At 65.6% G+C, this 14,222-nt stretch carries 13 protein-coding genes; all 13 read left to right on the top strand.

What is annotated here, in order from left to right:
* Window positions 1-29 precede the first annotated feature (29 nt).
* The 13 genes from leuC to folC all read left to right on the top strand — a co-directional run bounded on the left by leuC (window position 30) and on the right by folC (window position 14,215).
* Window positions 30-1,442 carry a 3-isopropylmalate dehydratase large subunit gene (leuC, locus tag I8J34_RS06345; protein WP_214360545.1) on the top strand — a complete coding sequence of 471 codons (1,413 nt, stop codon included), beginning with the start codon at window positions 30-32 and terminating at the stop codon, window positions 1,440-1,442.
* A gap of 10 nt (window positions 1,443-1,452) precedes the next feature.
* Window positions 1,453-1,584 carry an entericidin A/B family lipoprotein gene (locus I8J34_RS06340; protein WP_214360544.1) on the top strand — a complete coding sequence of 44 codons (132 nt, stop codon included), beginning with the start codon at window positions 1,453-1,455 and terminating at the stop codon, window positions 1,582-1,584.
* Window positions 1,584-2,222 carry a 3-isopropylmalate dehydratase small subunit gene (gene leuD, locus I8J34_RS06335; RefSeq protein WP_214360543.1) on the top strand — a complete coding sequence of 213 codons (639 nt, stop codon included), beginning with the start codon at window positions 1,584-1,586 and terminating at the stop codon, window positions 2,220-2,222. Before I8J34_RS06340 ends, leuD begins: the two co-directional genes overlap by 1 nt.
* A gap of 51 nt (window positions 2,223-2,273) precedes the next feature.
* Window positions 2,274-3,335, top strand: a complete 1,062-nt coding sequence (gene leuB, locus I8J34_RS06330) for a 3-isopropylmalate dehydrogenase (protein WP_214360542.1) — start codon at window positions 2,274-2,276, stop codon at window positions 3,333-3,335.
* 35 nt (window positions 3,336-3,370) lie between these two features.
* Window positions 3,371-4,483 carry an aspartate-semialdehyde dehydrogenase gene (asd, locus tag I8J34_RS06325; protein WP_214360645.1) on the top strand — a complete coding sequence of 371 codons (1,113 nt, stop codon included), beginning with the start codon at window positions 3,371-3,373 and terminating at the stop codon, window positions 4,481-4,483.
* Between the two features lie 224 nt (window positions 4,484-4,707).
* Window positions 4,708-7,977, top strand: a complete 3,270-nt coding sequence (locus I8J34_RS06320; RefSeq protein WP_214360541.1) for a FimV/HubP family polar landmark protein — start codon at window positions 4,708-4,710, stop codon at window positions 7,975-7,977.
* A gap of 23 nt (window positions 7,978-8,000) precedes the next feature.
* A complete protein-coding gene (locus tag I8J34_RS06315) occupies window positions 8,001-8,603 on the top strand; it encodes a CbiQ family ECF transporter T component (protein WP_214360540.1) in 603 nt (200 codons plus the stop codon).
* Entirely contained in the window at window positions 8,603-9,433 is an 831-nt protein-coding gene (gene truA / locus I8J34_RS06310; RefSeq protein ID WP_214360539.1) for a tRNA pseudouridine(38-40) synthase TruA, read from the top strand. The genes I8J34_RS06315 and truA overlap by 1 nt, the downstream gene beginning before the upstream one ends.
* On the top strand, window positions 9,400-10,023 hold the full coding sequence (locus tag I8J34_RS06305) for a phosphoribosylanthranilate isomerase (RefSeq protein WP_230411733.1): 624 nt from the start codon (window positions 9,400-9,402) through the stop codon (window positions 10,021-10,023). The genes truA and I8J34_RS06305 overlap by 34 nt, the downstream gene beginning before the upstream one ends.
* On the top strand, window positions 10,010-11,221 hold the full coding sequence (gene trpB, locus I8J34_RS06300) for a tryptophan synthase subunit beta (RefSeq protein WP_214360537.1): 1,212 nt from the start codon (window positions 10,010-10,012) through the stop codon (window positions 11,219-11,221). The genes I8J34_RS06305 and trpB overlap by 14 nt, the downstream gene beginning before the upstream one ends.
* A 39-nt stretch (window positions 11,222-11,260) precedes the next feature.
* Window positions 11,261-12,076: a tryptophan synthase subunit alpha gene (gene trpA / locus I8J34_RS06295; protein WP_214360536.1), complete on the top strand. Its 816-nt coding sequence runs from the start codon at window positions 11,261-11,263 to the stop codon at window positions 12,074-12,076.
* On the top strand, window positions 12,073-12,942 hold the full coding sequence (accD, locus tag I8J34_RS06290; RefSeq protein WP_214360535.1) for an acetyl-CoA carboxylase, carboxyltransferase subunit beta: 870 nt from the start codon (window positions 12,073-12,075) through the stop codon (window positions 12,940-12,942). The genes trpA and accD overlap by 4 nt, the downstream gene beginning before the upstream one ends.
* Window positions 12,935-14,215: a bifunctional tetrahydrofolate synthase/dihydrofolate synthase gene (folC, locus tag I8J34_RS06285; RefSeq protein WP_214360534.1), complete on the top strand. Its 1,281-nt coding sequence runs from the start codon at window positions 12,935-12,937 to the stop codon at window positions 14,213-14,215. The genes accD and folC overlap by 8 nt, the downstream gene beginning before the upstream one ends.
* Window positions 14,216-14,222: the final 7 nt, after the last annotated feature.

Below are 14,222 nucleotides of genomic sequence, written 5' to 3'. Positions count from 1 at the left end.
CAAACGTTCACGGTGTGTTGGAAGACAAGATGCAACAGGCTCAAACGCTCTACGAAAAGTTGTGGTCCAGCCATGTGGTTCGCGAAGACGCGGACGGCACGGCGCTGATCTATATCGACCGTCATCTGGTGCACGAAGTGACCAGTCCGCAGGCCTTCGAGGGGCTCAAGCTGGCTGGGCGCAAGCCGTGGCGCGTCGGTTCGATCGTCGCGACGGCCGATCACAATACGCCCACGGATCACTGGGAAGAGGGCATCAAGGACCCGATCTCGCGCCAACAGGTCGAGACGCTGGACGCCAACATCCGCGAAGTCGGCTCGCTGGCGTACTTCCCGTTCAAGGACGAACGCCAGGGCATCGTGCACGTCATCGGCCCGGAAAACGGCGCCACGCTGCCGGGCATGACCGTGGTGTGCGGCGACTCTCACACCTCGACGCATGGCGCGTTCGCCTGCCTGGCGCATGGCATCGGCACCTCCGAGGTCGAGCATGTGCTGGCGACCCAGTGTCTGGTGCAGAAAAAGTCGAAGACCCTGCTGATCAAGGTCGAGGGCGAGCTGGCTCCGGGCGTGACCGCTAAGGACGTGGTGCTGGCCATCATTGGGCGCATCGGCACGGCCGGCGGTACCGGCTACGCGATGGAGTTCGGTGGCAGCGCGATCCGGGGTCTGTCGATGGAAGGCCGGATGACCATCTGCAACATGGCGATCGAAGCCGGTGCGCGCGCCGGCCTGATCGCGGTCGACGACAACACCATCGACTATCTCAAGGGCCGCCCCTATGCGCCGTCCGGCGAGGAGTGGGACCGCGCCGTGGCCTACTGGCGCACGCTCACCTCCGACGATGGCGCGGTCTACGACAAGATCGTCGAGATGGACGCGGCGGCGATCCGCCCGCAGGTCACCTGGGGCACCTCACCCGAAATGGTCTCCGACATCAACGGCGCGGTGCCCGATCCGGCGGCCGAAAAAGACCCGGTCAAGCGCGAAGGGATGACCCGTGCGCTGGCCTACATGGGGCTCGAAGCCGGCACGCCGATCAAGCGCATTGCGGTGGACCGCGTGTTCATCGGCTCCTGTACCAATTCGCGCATCGAGGATTTGCGCGCCGCGGCCGAAGTGGCCAAGGGGCGCCAGAAGTCCGACTCGGTCAAGCAGGTGCTGGTGGTGCCGGGCTCCGGGCTGGTCAAGCGGCAGGCCGAGGCCGAGGGGCTGGACAAAGTCTTCGTGGCCGCCGGTTTCGAGTGGCGCGAGCCGGGCTGCTCGATGTGTCTGGCGATGAACGCCGACCGTCTGGAGCCGGGCGAGCGCTGCGCGTCCACCTCGAACCGCAATTTCGAAGGTCGGCAGGGCGCCGGCGGGCGGACCCACCTGGTCAGTCCGGCACTGGCAGCTGCGGCGGCGATCGCCGGCCACTTTGCCGATGTGGCCGAGTTGAACTGAGGAGCGTGGAATGAAACGACTGATTGCCTTGATCGTGGCCGCTATGGCCGTGCTTACCTTGTCGGCTTGCAACACGGTGCGTGGCGTGGGCCAGGATATCGAAAAGGGTGGCGAAGCCATCCAGAAGGCGGCGAAAAAGTAATGCGTGCGTTTACAACACTCGATGGATTGGTTGCACCGCTCGACCGTGCGAACGTGGATACCGATGCGATCATCCCCAAGCAGTTCCTGAAGTCGATCCAGCGCAGCGGCTTCGGCCCAAACCTGTTCGACGAATGGCGCTATCTCGATCGTGGCGAGCCGGGCATGGACAATAGCCAGCGCCAGCTCAATCCCGATTTCGTGCTCAACCAGTCGCGCTATGCCGACGCGCAGATCCTGCTGACCCGCGACAACTTCGGCTGCGGCAGCTCGCGCGAGCATGCTCCCTGGGCGCTCGACGACTATGGCTTTCGTGCCCTGATCGGGCCGAGCTTTGCCGACATCTTCTTCAACAACTGTTTCAAGAACGGCGTGCTGCCGATCCGCCTGCCGGCCGAGGTGGTCGATCGTCTTTTTGCGGCCTGTGCAGCGACCGAGGGCTACCGCTTGAAGGTCGACCTGGCCGCCCAGCAGGTGGTGGAACCGGACGGCACTGCCCACGGCTTCGAAGTGGATGCCTTCCGCAAAGAATGCCTGCTCAACGGCTGGGACGAGATCGGCCTGACCCTGCGCCATGCCGACGAGATCCGCGCCTTCGAGGCGCACCGCAAGGCCGAGCATCCGTACTATTTTCGCTGATTGATCCCCCCTGGACGCGGGTGCGGCATGGCCAACCCGCCGGAGAGTTGAATGAAGATCTGTGTGTTGCCCGGTGACGGCATCGGACCCGAAATCATGGCCCAGGCCTTACGTGTGCTCGAGGCGCTGCGTAGCGACGGCCTGTCCTTCGAAATGGAAACCGCGCATCTGGGCGGTTGTGCCGTCGACGCCGCCGGCGTGCCGCTGCCGGAGGCCACGCTGGCCTTGGCCAAGGCCGCCGATGCCGTGCTGCTGGGCGCCGTCGGCGGTCCGCAGTGGGACACGTTGCCGCGTGAGAAGCGGCCCGAGCGCGGCCTGCTGGGCATCCGCAAGGAACTGAACCTGTTCGCCAACCTGCGCCCGGCCATTCTCTATCCCGAGCTGGCCAACGCCTCGTCGCTCAAGCCCGAGCTGGTCGCCGGGCTGGACATCATGATCGTGCGCGAGCTCACCGGCGACATCTACTTCGGCCAGCCGCGCGGCATCGAAGAGCGCAACGGCGAGCGCGTGGGCTACAACACCATGATCTACAGCGAATCCGAGATTCGCCGGATCGGCAAGGTGGCCTTCGAGATCGCCCAGAAGCGCGGCGGCAAGTTGTGCTCGGTGGACAAGATGAACGTGCTCGAATGCACCCAGCTGTGGCGCGACGTGATGATCGACATGGCGGCCGACTACCCCGACGTGACGCTCAGCCACATGCTGGTCGACAACGCCGCCATGCAGCTGGTGAAGAACCCGAAGCAGTTCGACGTGGTGGTGACCGGCAACATGTTCGGCGACATCCTGTCCGACGAGGCGGCCATGCTGACCGGGTCGATCGGTATGCTGCCGTCGGCCTCGCTCGACGCGAACAACAAGGGCATGTACGAGCCCTGCCACGGCTCGGCGCCGGATATCGCTGGCAAGGGGCTGGCCAACCCGCTGGCGACCATCCTGTCGGTCGCCATGATGCTGCGCTACACCTTCAGTCAGGAAGCCGCCGCGCAGCGCATCGAGTCGGCCGTCAAGTCGGTGCTGGCGCAGGGGTATCGCACGGGCGACATCTTCGAGGCTGGCACGCGCAAGGTCGGCACGGTTGAAATGGGCGACGCGGTGATCGCGGCGCTGTAACGCAAGCTTTTGGATATCAGGGAAACATCATGGCAATGAAGCGAGTGGGTCTGGTCGGTTGGCGGGGGATGGTGGGGTCGGTCCTCATGCAGCGGATGCGCGAAGAGAACGACTTCGCGCTGATCGAGCCGGTGTTCTTCAGCACCTCCAACGCCGGTGGCGCAGCGCCGAACGTGGGCAAGGACGCGCCCCCGCTGCAGGACGCCAACAGCATCGACGCGCTCAAGGCCATGGACGTGATCGTCACCTGCCAGGGCGGCGACTACACCAACGAGGTCTTCCCCAAGCTGCGCGCGGCCGGCTGGACGGGCTACTGGATCGATGCGGCCTCGGCACTGCGCATGCAGGACGACGCGATCATCGTGCTCGACCCGGTGAATATGGATGTCATCCGCAACGGGCTCTCCCGCGGCGTGAAGGACTATGTCGGCGGCAACTGCACGGTCAGCCTGATGCTGATGGCACTCGGCGGTCTGTTCCAGAACGATCTGATCGAATGGGCTACGTCCATGACCTATCAGGCCGCTTCCGGCGCCGGTGCGCAGAACATGCGCGAGCTGCTCAACCAGATGGGCGCGCTGCATGGTGTGGTCAAGAGCGAGTTGGCCGATCCGGCCTCCGCGATTCTCGACATCGACCGCAAGGTGGCGGGCGCGCTGCGCGATGGCGGGGTGCCGACCGAGCACTTCGGCGTGCCGCTGGCCGGCTCGCTGATTCCCTGGATCGACAAGGATCTGGGCAACGGCCAGAGCAAGGAAGAGTGGAAAGGTCAGGCCGAAACCAACAAGATTCTCGGCCGCAGCGGCAGCCCGATCGTCATCGACGGACTGTGCGTTCGCATGGGGGCCATGCGCTGCCATTCGCAAGCTTTGACAATCAAGCTAAAGAAAGACGTCCCGCTTGACGAAGTTAACGACATGCTTGCCAAGGCAAACGGGTCGGTCAAGGTCATTCCCAACGAGCGCGAGGTCTCGATGCGAGAGCTCACGCCCGCGGCTGTGACGGGAACACTGAGCGTTCCGGTGGGGCGACTGCGCAAGATGGGGATGGGCGGTGACTACCTGTCAGCATTTACCGTCGGCGACCAACTGCTGTGGGGGGCTGCCGAGCCCCTGCGGCGCATGTTGCGCATCCTGCTCGAGCAGTGATGAGGCCAGGCCCGGCGCCAAGGTGCCGGGCCGCGTCATGACCGGAAATCGGGAATATGACGCTTGTAAGACCGCGGTTGTCATTGGCAGGCAAGCCGAAGAAGGAAATTTTCCTTCCGTTTTAAGGTATTGCGGGTAATACTTAAAGTGGATACTTGCTTGATGCGCCCTATCCATAATGATATGTTCGCAATCCTGTATTGCTCCAGTGCGAGGATGCGGTTTTGAATACCTTCCAGAAGACCTCTCTCAGGGCCTCCGTCATTGCGGCCACGATCGCGGCGATGCCGTTCAGTGTCCAGGCCGCCGGCCTTGGCCGCATTTCCGTACTTAGTGCGCTCGGACAGCCCCTCAGGGCAGAGATCGAACTGAATGCGACGGCCGACGAAATCAAGTCGATGACCGCAGCCGTTGCGGCGCCCGAGGCGTTCAAAGCCGCCAAGCTGAGCTATGCACCCGCCCTGGTGGGTGTGCGCATGGCGGTCGAGCAGCGCGGCGGAAAGTCCTATGTCCGGCTCAGCAGCAGCAAACCGGTCAATGACCCGTTTGTCAGCCTGCTGGTGGAGCTGAACTGGCAGGCCGGGCGCCTGCTGCGCGAATACACCTTCCTGCTCGACCCCCCCGCCATTCCTGCGCCCCGGGCATCTTCCGATGTGGCGACCGCGCCGGTGGCCCAGGCACGCCCGGCCGCCGCAAGCCCCGCCCGCAGTGCCGGGCCGCGCAGCAGTGGCGGTGGTGACACGACTTACACCGTTCGCCGCGGAGACACGCTCGGCAAGATCGCCGGCGAACATCTGCCCGCGGGCGTCAGCATGGATCAGATGCTGGTGGCCTTCTACCGGTCGAATCCTGAAGCCTTTGTCGACAACAACGTGAACCGCCTGCGCTCCGGGGTCATTCTCAATGTCCCCGACGCTGCGCAGGCGAACGCCGTTGCGCCGAGCGAGGCGCGTCGCGAAGTGGTTGCCCATGCCGCCGATTTTGCCGAGTACCGGCGACGGGTAGCGGCCCGCGTAGCCGAGAGCGCGCCCGAGGCGGCCGCGTCGAGCCAAACCAGCAGCGGCAAGATCACCGCCAAGGTCGAAGAGCCGATGCTGCCTAGCGCGGCCAGCAAGGATCAGGTCAAAGTCTCCAAATCGGTTGACGCGAGCCAACCGGCGGCCGAGTCGGGCGGCGCCGAGATGGCCGCAGCTGGCGAGCGCCTGAAGTCGCTGGAAGAGGATCTGATCGCGCGCGACAAGGCCTTGCGCGAGGCCAACGAGCGACTGTCGGCCCTTGAGGCGAACATTGCCGAGCTGCAAAAGCTCATCGCCTTGAAGAACGAAAATCTGGCTGCCTTGCAGAAGCAAGCCAGTACGCCGCCGATGGCCGCCGTGCCATCGACCGTCGAGCCGACCGCCCCGGAAGGCGCGGCGACGCCGGCACCCGCGGTCGAAGACAAACCCGCAGCGCCGTCCGCCGATGCCGCACCTCAGGACGCGCTCGACAAGGAACTCAAAGCCCTGGTGGCGCCCGAGCCTGCTGCGGAAGCCCCGGCACCGGCCGCCGAGCCTGCACCGGTTGCGGCGGCGCCGGAGCCCCCGGCTCCGGCCCCCAAGCCGGCGCCTGCGCCCGCCGCGCCCCCGCCCGAGTCGCCGGGCTTTCTCGATGCCTTGCTGGAGAATCCGGCCACGCTGTACGGCGGGGGTGGCGTCCTGGCGCTGCTGCTCGGTTACGGCCTGTTCCGCAGTCGCAAGAACCGCAATGCCGGAGCGCCCGACGCAACCGCGACGGCGTCGGTGTTCCCGCCGGACCAGAACTCGGTGTTCGGTGAAACCGGTGGGCAAAGCGTGGATACCGGCAGCAGCAGCTTGATCCAGACCGATTTCAGCCAGTCCGGCCTGTCGGCGATCGATGCCGATGAAGGCGTGGATCCGGTGGCCGAGGCGGATGTGTACATGGCCTACGGCCGAGATGCCCAGGCCGAAGAGATTCTGCTCGACTCGCTCAAGGGCGATCCGAACCGGACCGCGGTGCACGTCAAGCTGCTGGAGATCTACAGCCAGCGCAAAAACATGAAGCAGTTCGAGACCACAGCCACCGAGCTGTATTCGGTGACCGGCGGCAATGGACCGGATTGGGCCAAGGCTGTGGAGATGGGACGCAAGCTGGATCCGGAAAATCCCTTGTTCCTGCGCGGTCCTCAGAGCGAAATCGATCTGCCGCTCGACGAAGAAATGACCGAAGGCGGGCTCGAGGTCGGGGCGCGTGCGCCAGAGCCGAAGGATGCGGCATTCTCCGCACCTGAAGTGGATGTCCCGGCCGAAGAAGTCGCGCCTGCCGCACCGAAGCTGGAAGCGGCTTCGGATGTCGATGCGGCGATCGATGGCGATCAGACCGCTGACATGTCGCTCGATTTCTCCAACTCGGTACCCAGTGCCGACGCCCCGTCGCCGTCGCAGTTGAAGGACACATGGGCGATTCCGGGCGAGCTGAACGAGTTCACGGATTCCGATCTCGACGCGGCCGCCGAAGCGCAGGGCGAAGTACCGGCGGCGACACCCGAAGCTGCGGCGCCGGAGCGTACCGACGCGCTTGATTCGAGCGATCTCGATTTCAACCTCGATCTGGATGAAGTGACCGACTCCGACGCATCGGATGCAGCCTCGATGGAAGCGACCGAGGTCGCGGGCCGTCCGATGACCGACGGGTTCACCAAGACCGATGCCGGTCTCGAGTTCAACCTGGAGCTGCCGGACGCGGATGAGGACACCTCGACTGATACCCCCCGCGATGAGGGTGTCGCCTCGCAAAGCGTCACCGATACCGACGTCGGACAGCGTAGCGGCATCGATTTCAACACGGGTGAGGAAGTGGCTGAGCCGGACGAGGCTGACAAACCCGATGAAGGGGCGGGTGTGTCGGTCGTGGATTTGGAAAAAACCAACTTTGACGGCAGCCTGCTCGATTTCGACTTCGATCTGGACGAGGGCAAACCCTCTGCCGGCGGCGAAGACGACCGGATGATGGCCACCTCGCTGGATCTGTCGGACATCAGTCTCGATCTGGAAGGTGCCGACGAAGAAACGGCACCGGCAGCCGAGACGGAGGCCTCTTCTGAAACGACGGAGGGCGTCGAGTTGCCGATGATCGATTCGGCGTCCGAGCCGGCCGAAGCGCCTGACGACACCTTGGACGACACGCCGCCAGTCTTCGATGAACCCGCGCCGACGGCTAGCGCGTCTCCGTCCGCCGACGCAGCGTCGGAGGAAGACGACATGATGGCGTCCCTGTCGAAGAGCGTGGTCACGTCGCTTACCGACAGCCGCAGCATGCCGGATCTACCGGATGACGACGAGTTGAGCCAGGAAGTCGACACCAAGCTGGAACTGGCTCGCGCCTACGAAGAGATGGGCGATGCCGAGGGTGCGCGTGAATTGCTCGACGAGGTGATTCGTGACGGCAACGAAGCACAGCAGGAGCAGGCCCGCGCGGTGTTCGCCCGGTTGGGATGACGACATGAAGTGCGATTGCTGACGTGATCTCGCTGCATCCTGCGGCGACGCTCTCCCTCTGGGCGGGCGTCGCCGTTTTCATTCAGACCCTGCCGCCGGTCGCGATGGGGTTGGCCGCGCTGCTGGTGTTTGCCGCTGCGCTGGTCATCGACCGCGTGCGAACGCTCAAACTGGTGCGTCGCATCCGTATCCTGCTGGCGGTGATCCTGCTGATGTTCGCGTTTGCCACACCGGGGACAGCCGTGTTGCCGCATTGGGTGGCGCTCAGTCCGACCTGGGATGGCGTGAGTCTCGGTGCGACGCATGCCGGCCGCTTGCTGGCGATGGTGTCGATGGTGTCGATCCTGTTGGCGAAGATGCCGATCCCGCAGCTTGTCCTGGCCTTGCATGTGCTCTCGGCCGTGCTGGCGCCGCTTGGCGTGTCGGCGGATCGGGTGGCCGTGCGCTTGAGCCTCGTGTTGGCGGAACTCGACGCGCCGCGTCTGGCATGGAAGACCTGGCTGGACACAGTTGAAGCACCGGCCGAGCCGCGGGTGCTGACGCTCGACGCGCGCGCGCTCCGCCAGCGCGACCATGTGGTCATCACGTCGGTCGTGCTGCTGGCCGCATTGGTGTGGTGGCTGTGATGCGGATCGTGTTGAACGTCGAATACGCCGGCGAGTCCTTCGAAGGTTGGCAGACCCAACCCCATGGCCGTACCGTCCAGGACTCGCTGGAGAACGCGCTGCGGTGCATTGCCGACACGCCGGTGCCGACGGTGTGTGCCGGGCGCACCGACACCGGGGTGCACGCGACCGCGCAAGTCGTTCATTTCGATGCGCCGGTCGAGCGGCCGATCAGCGCCTGGGTGCGCGGCGTCAATAGCCATCTGCCGGAAGCCGTGTCGGTGCGCTGGGCGCAGCCGGTGGCGGACGACTTTCATGCCCGCTTCAGTGCCACCGCGCGACACTACCGCTACATCCTGTTCAACGGCCCGGTGCGTCCCGCCTTGCTACATGCGCGCGCCGGCTGGTTTCATCGGCCGCTCGACGCTCAACGGATGGCCGAGGCGGCAACCGCCATCCTGGGTGAGCACGACTTCAGCGCCTTTCGCGCCGCGGGCTGCCAGGCCCATTCGCCGGTGCGGCGCATGCGTCATGCACGGGTGGCGCGCAGCGGCGACTTCGTGGTGTTCGATTTCTGTGCCGACGCCTTCCTGCACCACATGATCCGCAATCTGGTCGGCGCGCTGGTGTATATCGGCAAAGGCGCGCAGCCGGTGTCGTGGATGGCCGAATTGCTGGCCGGACGCGACCGCACACGCGCCGCGCCGACCTTCTCCGCGGCCGGGCTCTACCTGTGCGGCGTGGAGTACCCGGACCAATGGTCCTTGCCGGGGCAGGGGCGTATCATTTGCACTCCTCAACTCGCACTGCCCGTTTCGTGCCCCGAACCCGAGTCAAGATCTGCGGACTGACCCGCGCCCAGGATGTCGACGCCGCCGTCGCGGCGGGCGCCGACGCGCTCGGCTTCGTGTTCTATCCGGCCAGCCCGCGCTATGTGTCGATCGCCCAGGCGGCGGCGCTGATGGCGCGCGTGCCGCCCTTCATCACCATCGTCGGCCTGTTCGTCAATGCCGACCCAGCCTATGTGCGCGAGGCGCTGGACAGCCTGCCGATCCAGCTACTGCAGTTTCACGGCGACGAGACCGAAGCGGACTGCCTGCAGTACGGCCGCCCTTACATCCGCGCCGCACGGATGCGACCGGGGGTCGATCTGGTAGAATACGCGGCTTGTTTTCCGTCGGCGCGCGGCCTGTTGCTGGACGCCTTCGTCGAGGGCTATGGCGGCGGCGGTAAAGTGTTTGATTGGTCCTTGATTCCCCCGGCTTTCGATCGGCCGCTGATCCTGTCGGGCGGCTTGTCGGCCGACAATGTCGTCGACGCCGTGCGGCGCGTTCGCCCGTGGGCGGTGGATGTGTCCAGCGGCGTCGAGGCGGCCAAGGGCATCAAGGATGCCGGGGCGATCGCCCAATTCATTTCCGGAGTGAGAGATGCAGATGGCTGACACGCCGTATCAGATGCCGGACGCGCAAGGGCATTTTGGCCCCTATGGCGGCGTCTTCGTGGCCGAAACCCTGATCCCCGCGCTGGACAGCCTGCGTGAAGCCTACGCCGCCTGTCTGCAGGATCCCGCCTTTCTGGCCGAGTATCACTACGAATTGAAGCATTTCGTCGGCCGGCCGAGCCCGATCTATCATGCGCAGCGCTGGTCGAAGCTGCTCGGCGGGGCACAGATCTACCTCAAGCGTGAAGACCTCAACCACACCGGTGCCCACAAGGTGAACAACTGCATCGGGCAGGCGTTGCTGGCGCGCCATATGGGCAAGCCGCGCGTGATCGCCGAAACCGGCGCCGGGCAGCACGGGGTGGCCACGGCCACCGTGGCCGCGCGCTACGGGCTCGAATGTGTGGTGTACATGGGCTCCGAGGATATTCGCCGGCAGGCCGCCAACGTCTATCGCATGAAGCTGCTGGGCGCGACGGTGGTGCCGGTCGAGTCCGGCTCTCGCACCCTGAAAGACGCGCTCAACGAAGCCATGCGCGACTGGGTGACCAACATCCACAACACCTTCTACATCATCGGCACCGTGGCCGGACCGCACCCCTATCCGCAGATGGTGCGCGATTTCCAGGCGGTGATCGGTGAAGAGTGCCTGACCCAGATGCCCGAGATGGTGGGGCGCCAGCCCGATGCCGTGATCGCCTGCGTGGGCGGCGGCTCGAACGCCATGGGGATCTTCTATCCCTACATCCCGCACAGCGATGTGCGCCTGATCGGGGTCGAAGCGGCGGGCGAGGGCATCGATTCGGGGCACCATGCCGCCTCGCTGACGGCCGGCCGGCCCGGCGTGCTGCATGGCAACCGCACCTACCTGCTGCAGAACGAAGACGGCCAGATCATCGAGACGCATTCGATCTCGGCCGGCCTGGACTACCCGGGCGTCGGCCCCGAGCATGCCTGGCTCAAGGACTGCGGGCGGGCCGAGTATGTGGGCATCGCGGATGGCGAGGCTTTGCAGGCATTTCACGATCTGTGCCGCTTCGAAGGTATCATCCCGGCCCTCGAGTCTTCGCACGCCCTGGCCTATGCCGCCAAACTGGCCCCGACGCTGGGCAAGGACAAGATTCTGCTGGTGAATCTGTCCGGTCGTGGCGACAAGGACATGCATACGGTGGCGGAAAAATCCGGCATCCAGTTCTGATTTCCGGCCGGGCACCCGGTGCCCGGCATGTAGGTGCTTATGTCACGAATTCAATCCTGCTTTGACCAGTTGCGCGCTGCCGGCCGGCGCGGGCTGATTCCCTTCATCACCGCAGGCGATCCGTCGCCCGAACTGACGCTGCCGCTGATGCATGCGCTGGTCGGCGGCGGTGCCGACATCATCGAGCTGGGGGTGCCGTTCTCCGACCCCATGGCCGACGGCCCGACCATCCAGCGTGCCTCCGAGCGTGCCCTGGCGGCCGGCATGTCGCTGCGCAAGGTGCTGGCCACGGTCGCGGCCTTCCGTCAGACCGACACCGCCACCCCGGTGGTGCTGATGGGCTATGCCAACCCGATCGAAGCCATGGGGGTCGAGGTCTTCGTGACCGCCGCCTCCGAGGCGGGCGTCGATGGTGTGCTGGTGGTGGACTATCCGCCGCAGGAGTGCGTGGCCTTCGCCGAGTTGGCCAAGCGTGCCGGGATCGATCCGATCTTTCTGCTCGCGCCGACCTCGATCGAAGCGCGCATCGACGATGTCGCCAAGGCCGGCAGCGGTTATATCTACTACGTCTCCCTGAAAGGGGTGACCGGTTCGGCCAAGCTGGATCTCGACGAGGTGGCCCGCCGCATCCCGATGATCCGCGAGCGGGTCGGCATGCCAGTGGGTGTGGGCTTCGGCATCCGCGATGCGCAGACGGCCAAATCCGTCGGTGCCGTGGCCGACGCCGTGGTGATCGGCAGCCGCATCATCGAAGAAATTGAAAACGCCGGCCCGGATGCCGCGGTAGCGCGTGTCACGACCTTCATGCGCTCGATCCGCGAGGCGCTCGACAGTCTTGGAGAATCCCGCTCATGAGTTGGCTTCAGAAACTGCTGCCCCCGAAAATCAAGCGTGACGACAGTGCGGCGCGCAAATCGATTCCGGAAGGGCTGTGGAGCAAGTGCCCGGCCTGCGAGGCGGTGCTGTATCGCTCCGACCTCGAGAGCAACCACAGCGTCTGCCCCAAGTGCGCACACCATCAGCGCATTCGTGCACGCGAGCGCCTGAACCTGCTGCTCGATGCCGAAGGCCGCTTCGAGATCGGGGTGGAAGTCACGCCGCTCGACCCGCTCAAATTCAAGGATTCCAAGCGCTACCCCGACCGCCTCAAGGCGGCCAGCCGGGATACCGGCGAGCAGGACGCCATGGTCGTCATGCAGGGTGCGATTCTGAGCGTGCCGGTGGTGGTCGCCTGCTTCGAGTTCGATTTTCTCGGCGGTTCGATGGGCTCGGTGGTCGGCGAACGTTTCGTGCGCGGCGTCCAGGCCGCCATCGAGCAGCGCGTGCCCTTCATCTGCATCACCGCCACTGGCGGCGCACGCATGCAGGAAGGCCTGTTCTCGCTGATGCAGATGGCCAAGACCACGGCTGCCATCAACCAGCTGGCGGCGCGCAAGCTGCCCTTCATCTCCATCCTGACCGATCCCACCATGGGGGGCGTATCGGCCAGCTTCGCCTTCATGGGCGATGTGGTGATGGCCGAACCCAATGCGCTGATCGGCTTCGCCGGCCCGCGTGTCATCGAGCAGACCGTGCGCGAAAAGCTGCCCGAAGGCTTCCAGCGCGCCGAGTTCCTGCTCGAGAAGGGCGCCATCGACATGATCGTCGATCGTCGCCAGATGCGTCAGCGTCTGGCCGATCTGCTCACACTCCTTTCCCGCCAGCCAGCCGCACATGCCTGATTCCGATTTGCCCGGCGATCTCGCCGGATGGCTGGCCCTGATCGAGGCCCGGCACGGGCAGCGCATCGAACTCGGCCTGGCGCGTGTGGCATTGGTGCGCGACGCCATGGGGCTGTCGTCGGGCGCGCTCGTCATCACCGTGGCCGGGACCAACGGCAAGGGCTCGACCTGCGCGTTTCTCGAAGCGATCTGCCTGGCCGCTGGCTACCGTGTCGGCCTGTACACCTCACCGCACCTGGTGCGCTACAACGAACGGGTGCGCATCAACGGCCAGGAGGCAGACGATGCCACGCTCGCCGCTGCCTTCGCGCAGGTCGAGCGGGCGCGGGGTGACACCTACCTGACCTACTTCGAGCACGGCACGCTGGCCGCCTGGGCCTGTTTTGCCGAGGCCGCGCTGGACGTGATCATCCTCGAGGTCGGCCTCGGTGGCCGGCTCGACGCGACCAATGTCTTCGATGCCGATTGCGCCATCGTCACCAGCATCGCCATGGATCACATGGACTACCTCGGTGATACCCGTGAAGCGATCGGTCGCGAAAAGGCCGGTATCTTCCGTGGCGGTCGCCCGGCCATCTGTGCCGATCCGCTGCCGCCGGCCAGCATCGAAGCGGTGGCCAAGGAAGTTGGCGCCGTCCTGCAGATCAGCGGCCGCGATTTCGGCTTTTCGGGTGATCGCACCCAGTGGACCTTCTGGGGGCCGGGCGTGCGCCGCGGCGGACTGGCCTACCCGGCGCTGCGCGGCGCCAACCAGCTGCTCAACGCCAGCGCCGCGATGGCCGCCCTCGAAGCGGTCCGCGACCGCCTGCCGGTACCGATGCAGGCCGTGCGCGAAGGCATGATGCTGGTCGAGCTGCCCGGCCGCTTCCAGACGCTGCCGGGGCAGCCAGCGGTCGTGCTGGATGTGGCCCACAACGAGCAAGCGGTCGGCGTGCTGGCCGAGAACCTCGCCAACATGGGCTATTACCCGGAAACCTGGGCGGTGGTCGGCATGATGGGTGACAAGGCCATCGAAGCGTCGCTGGCGCGCATTCAGGACCGTGTCGATCACTGGCTGCCCGCCAGCCTGCCCGGGCCGCGGGGGCTGTCGGCCGATGCGCTGGCCGCGCGCATGTCCGCCGCCGGCATCGCGGTGGGCGAGCCGCGCTACGCATCGCCTGCCGACGCCTATCGGGCCGCCCGGGCTGCAGCCCAGGACGGTGATAGAATTCTGGTTTTTGGTTCCTTCCTGACGGTGGCCGATGCCCTGGCCGCCATCCGTGCAGAACGCTGAGCATGAC

It is taken from the genome of Denitromonas iodatirespirans (assembly GCF_018524365.1).
Classification (GTDB): Bacteria; Pseudomonadota; Gammaproteobacteria; order Burkholderiales; family Rhodocyclaceae; genus Nitrogeniibacter; species Nitrogeniibacter iodatirespirans.
Note: the sequence above shows the minus strand (reverse complement) of the source record. Positions and strands in the feature narration are given on the sequence as shown.

What these genes read in the sequence shown, in the direction of transcription:
- leuC (WP_214360545.1), top strand. Translation starts at nt 30, where the DNA reads ATGCAACAGGCTCAAACGCTCTACGAAAAGTTGTGGTCCAGCCATGTG.
- I8J34_RS06340 (WP_214360544.1), top strand. Translation starts at nt 1,453, where the DNA reads ATGAAACGACTGATTGCCTTGATCGTGGCCGCTATGGCCGTGCTTACC.
- leuD (WP_214360543.1), top strand. Translation starts at nt 1,584, where the DNA reads ATGCGTGCGTTTACAACACTCGATGGATTGGTTGCACCGCTCGACCGT.
- leuB (WP_214360542.1), top strand. Translation starts at nt 2,274, where the DNA reads ATGAAGATCTGTGTGTTGCCCGGTGACGGCATCGGACCCGAAATCATG.
- asd (WP_214360645.1), top strand. Translation starts at nt 3,371, where the DNA reads ATGAAGCGAGTGGGTCTGGTCGGTTGGCGGGGGATGGTGGGGTCGGTC.
- truA (WP_214360539.1), top strand. Translation starts at nt 8,603, where the DNA reads ATGCGGATCGTGTTGAACGTCGAATACGCCGGCGAGTCCTTCGAAGGT.
- trpB (WP_214360537.1), top strand. Translation starts at nt 10,010, where the DNA reads ATGCAGATGGCTGACACGCCGTATCAGATGCCGGACGCGCAAGGGCAT.
- trpA (WP_214360536.1), top strand. Translation starts at nt 11,261, where the DNA reads ATGTCACGAATTCAATCCTGCTTTGACCAGTTGCGCGCTGCCGGCCGG.
- accD (WP_214360535.1), top strand. Translation starts at nt 12,073, where the DNA reads ATGAGTTGGCTTCAGAAACTGCTGCCCCCGAAAATCAAGCGTGACGAC.
- folC (WP_214360534.1), top strand. Translation starts at nt 12,935, where the DNA reads ATGCCTGATTCCGATTTGCCCGGCGATCTCGCCGGATGGCTGGCCCTG.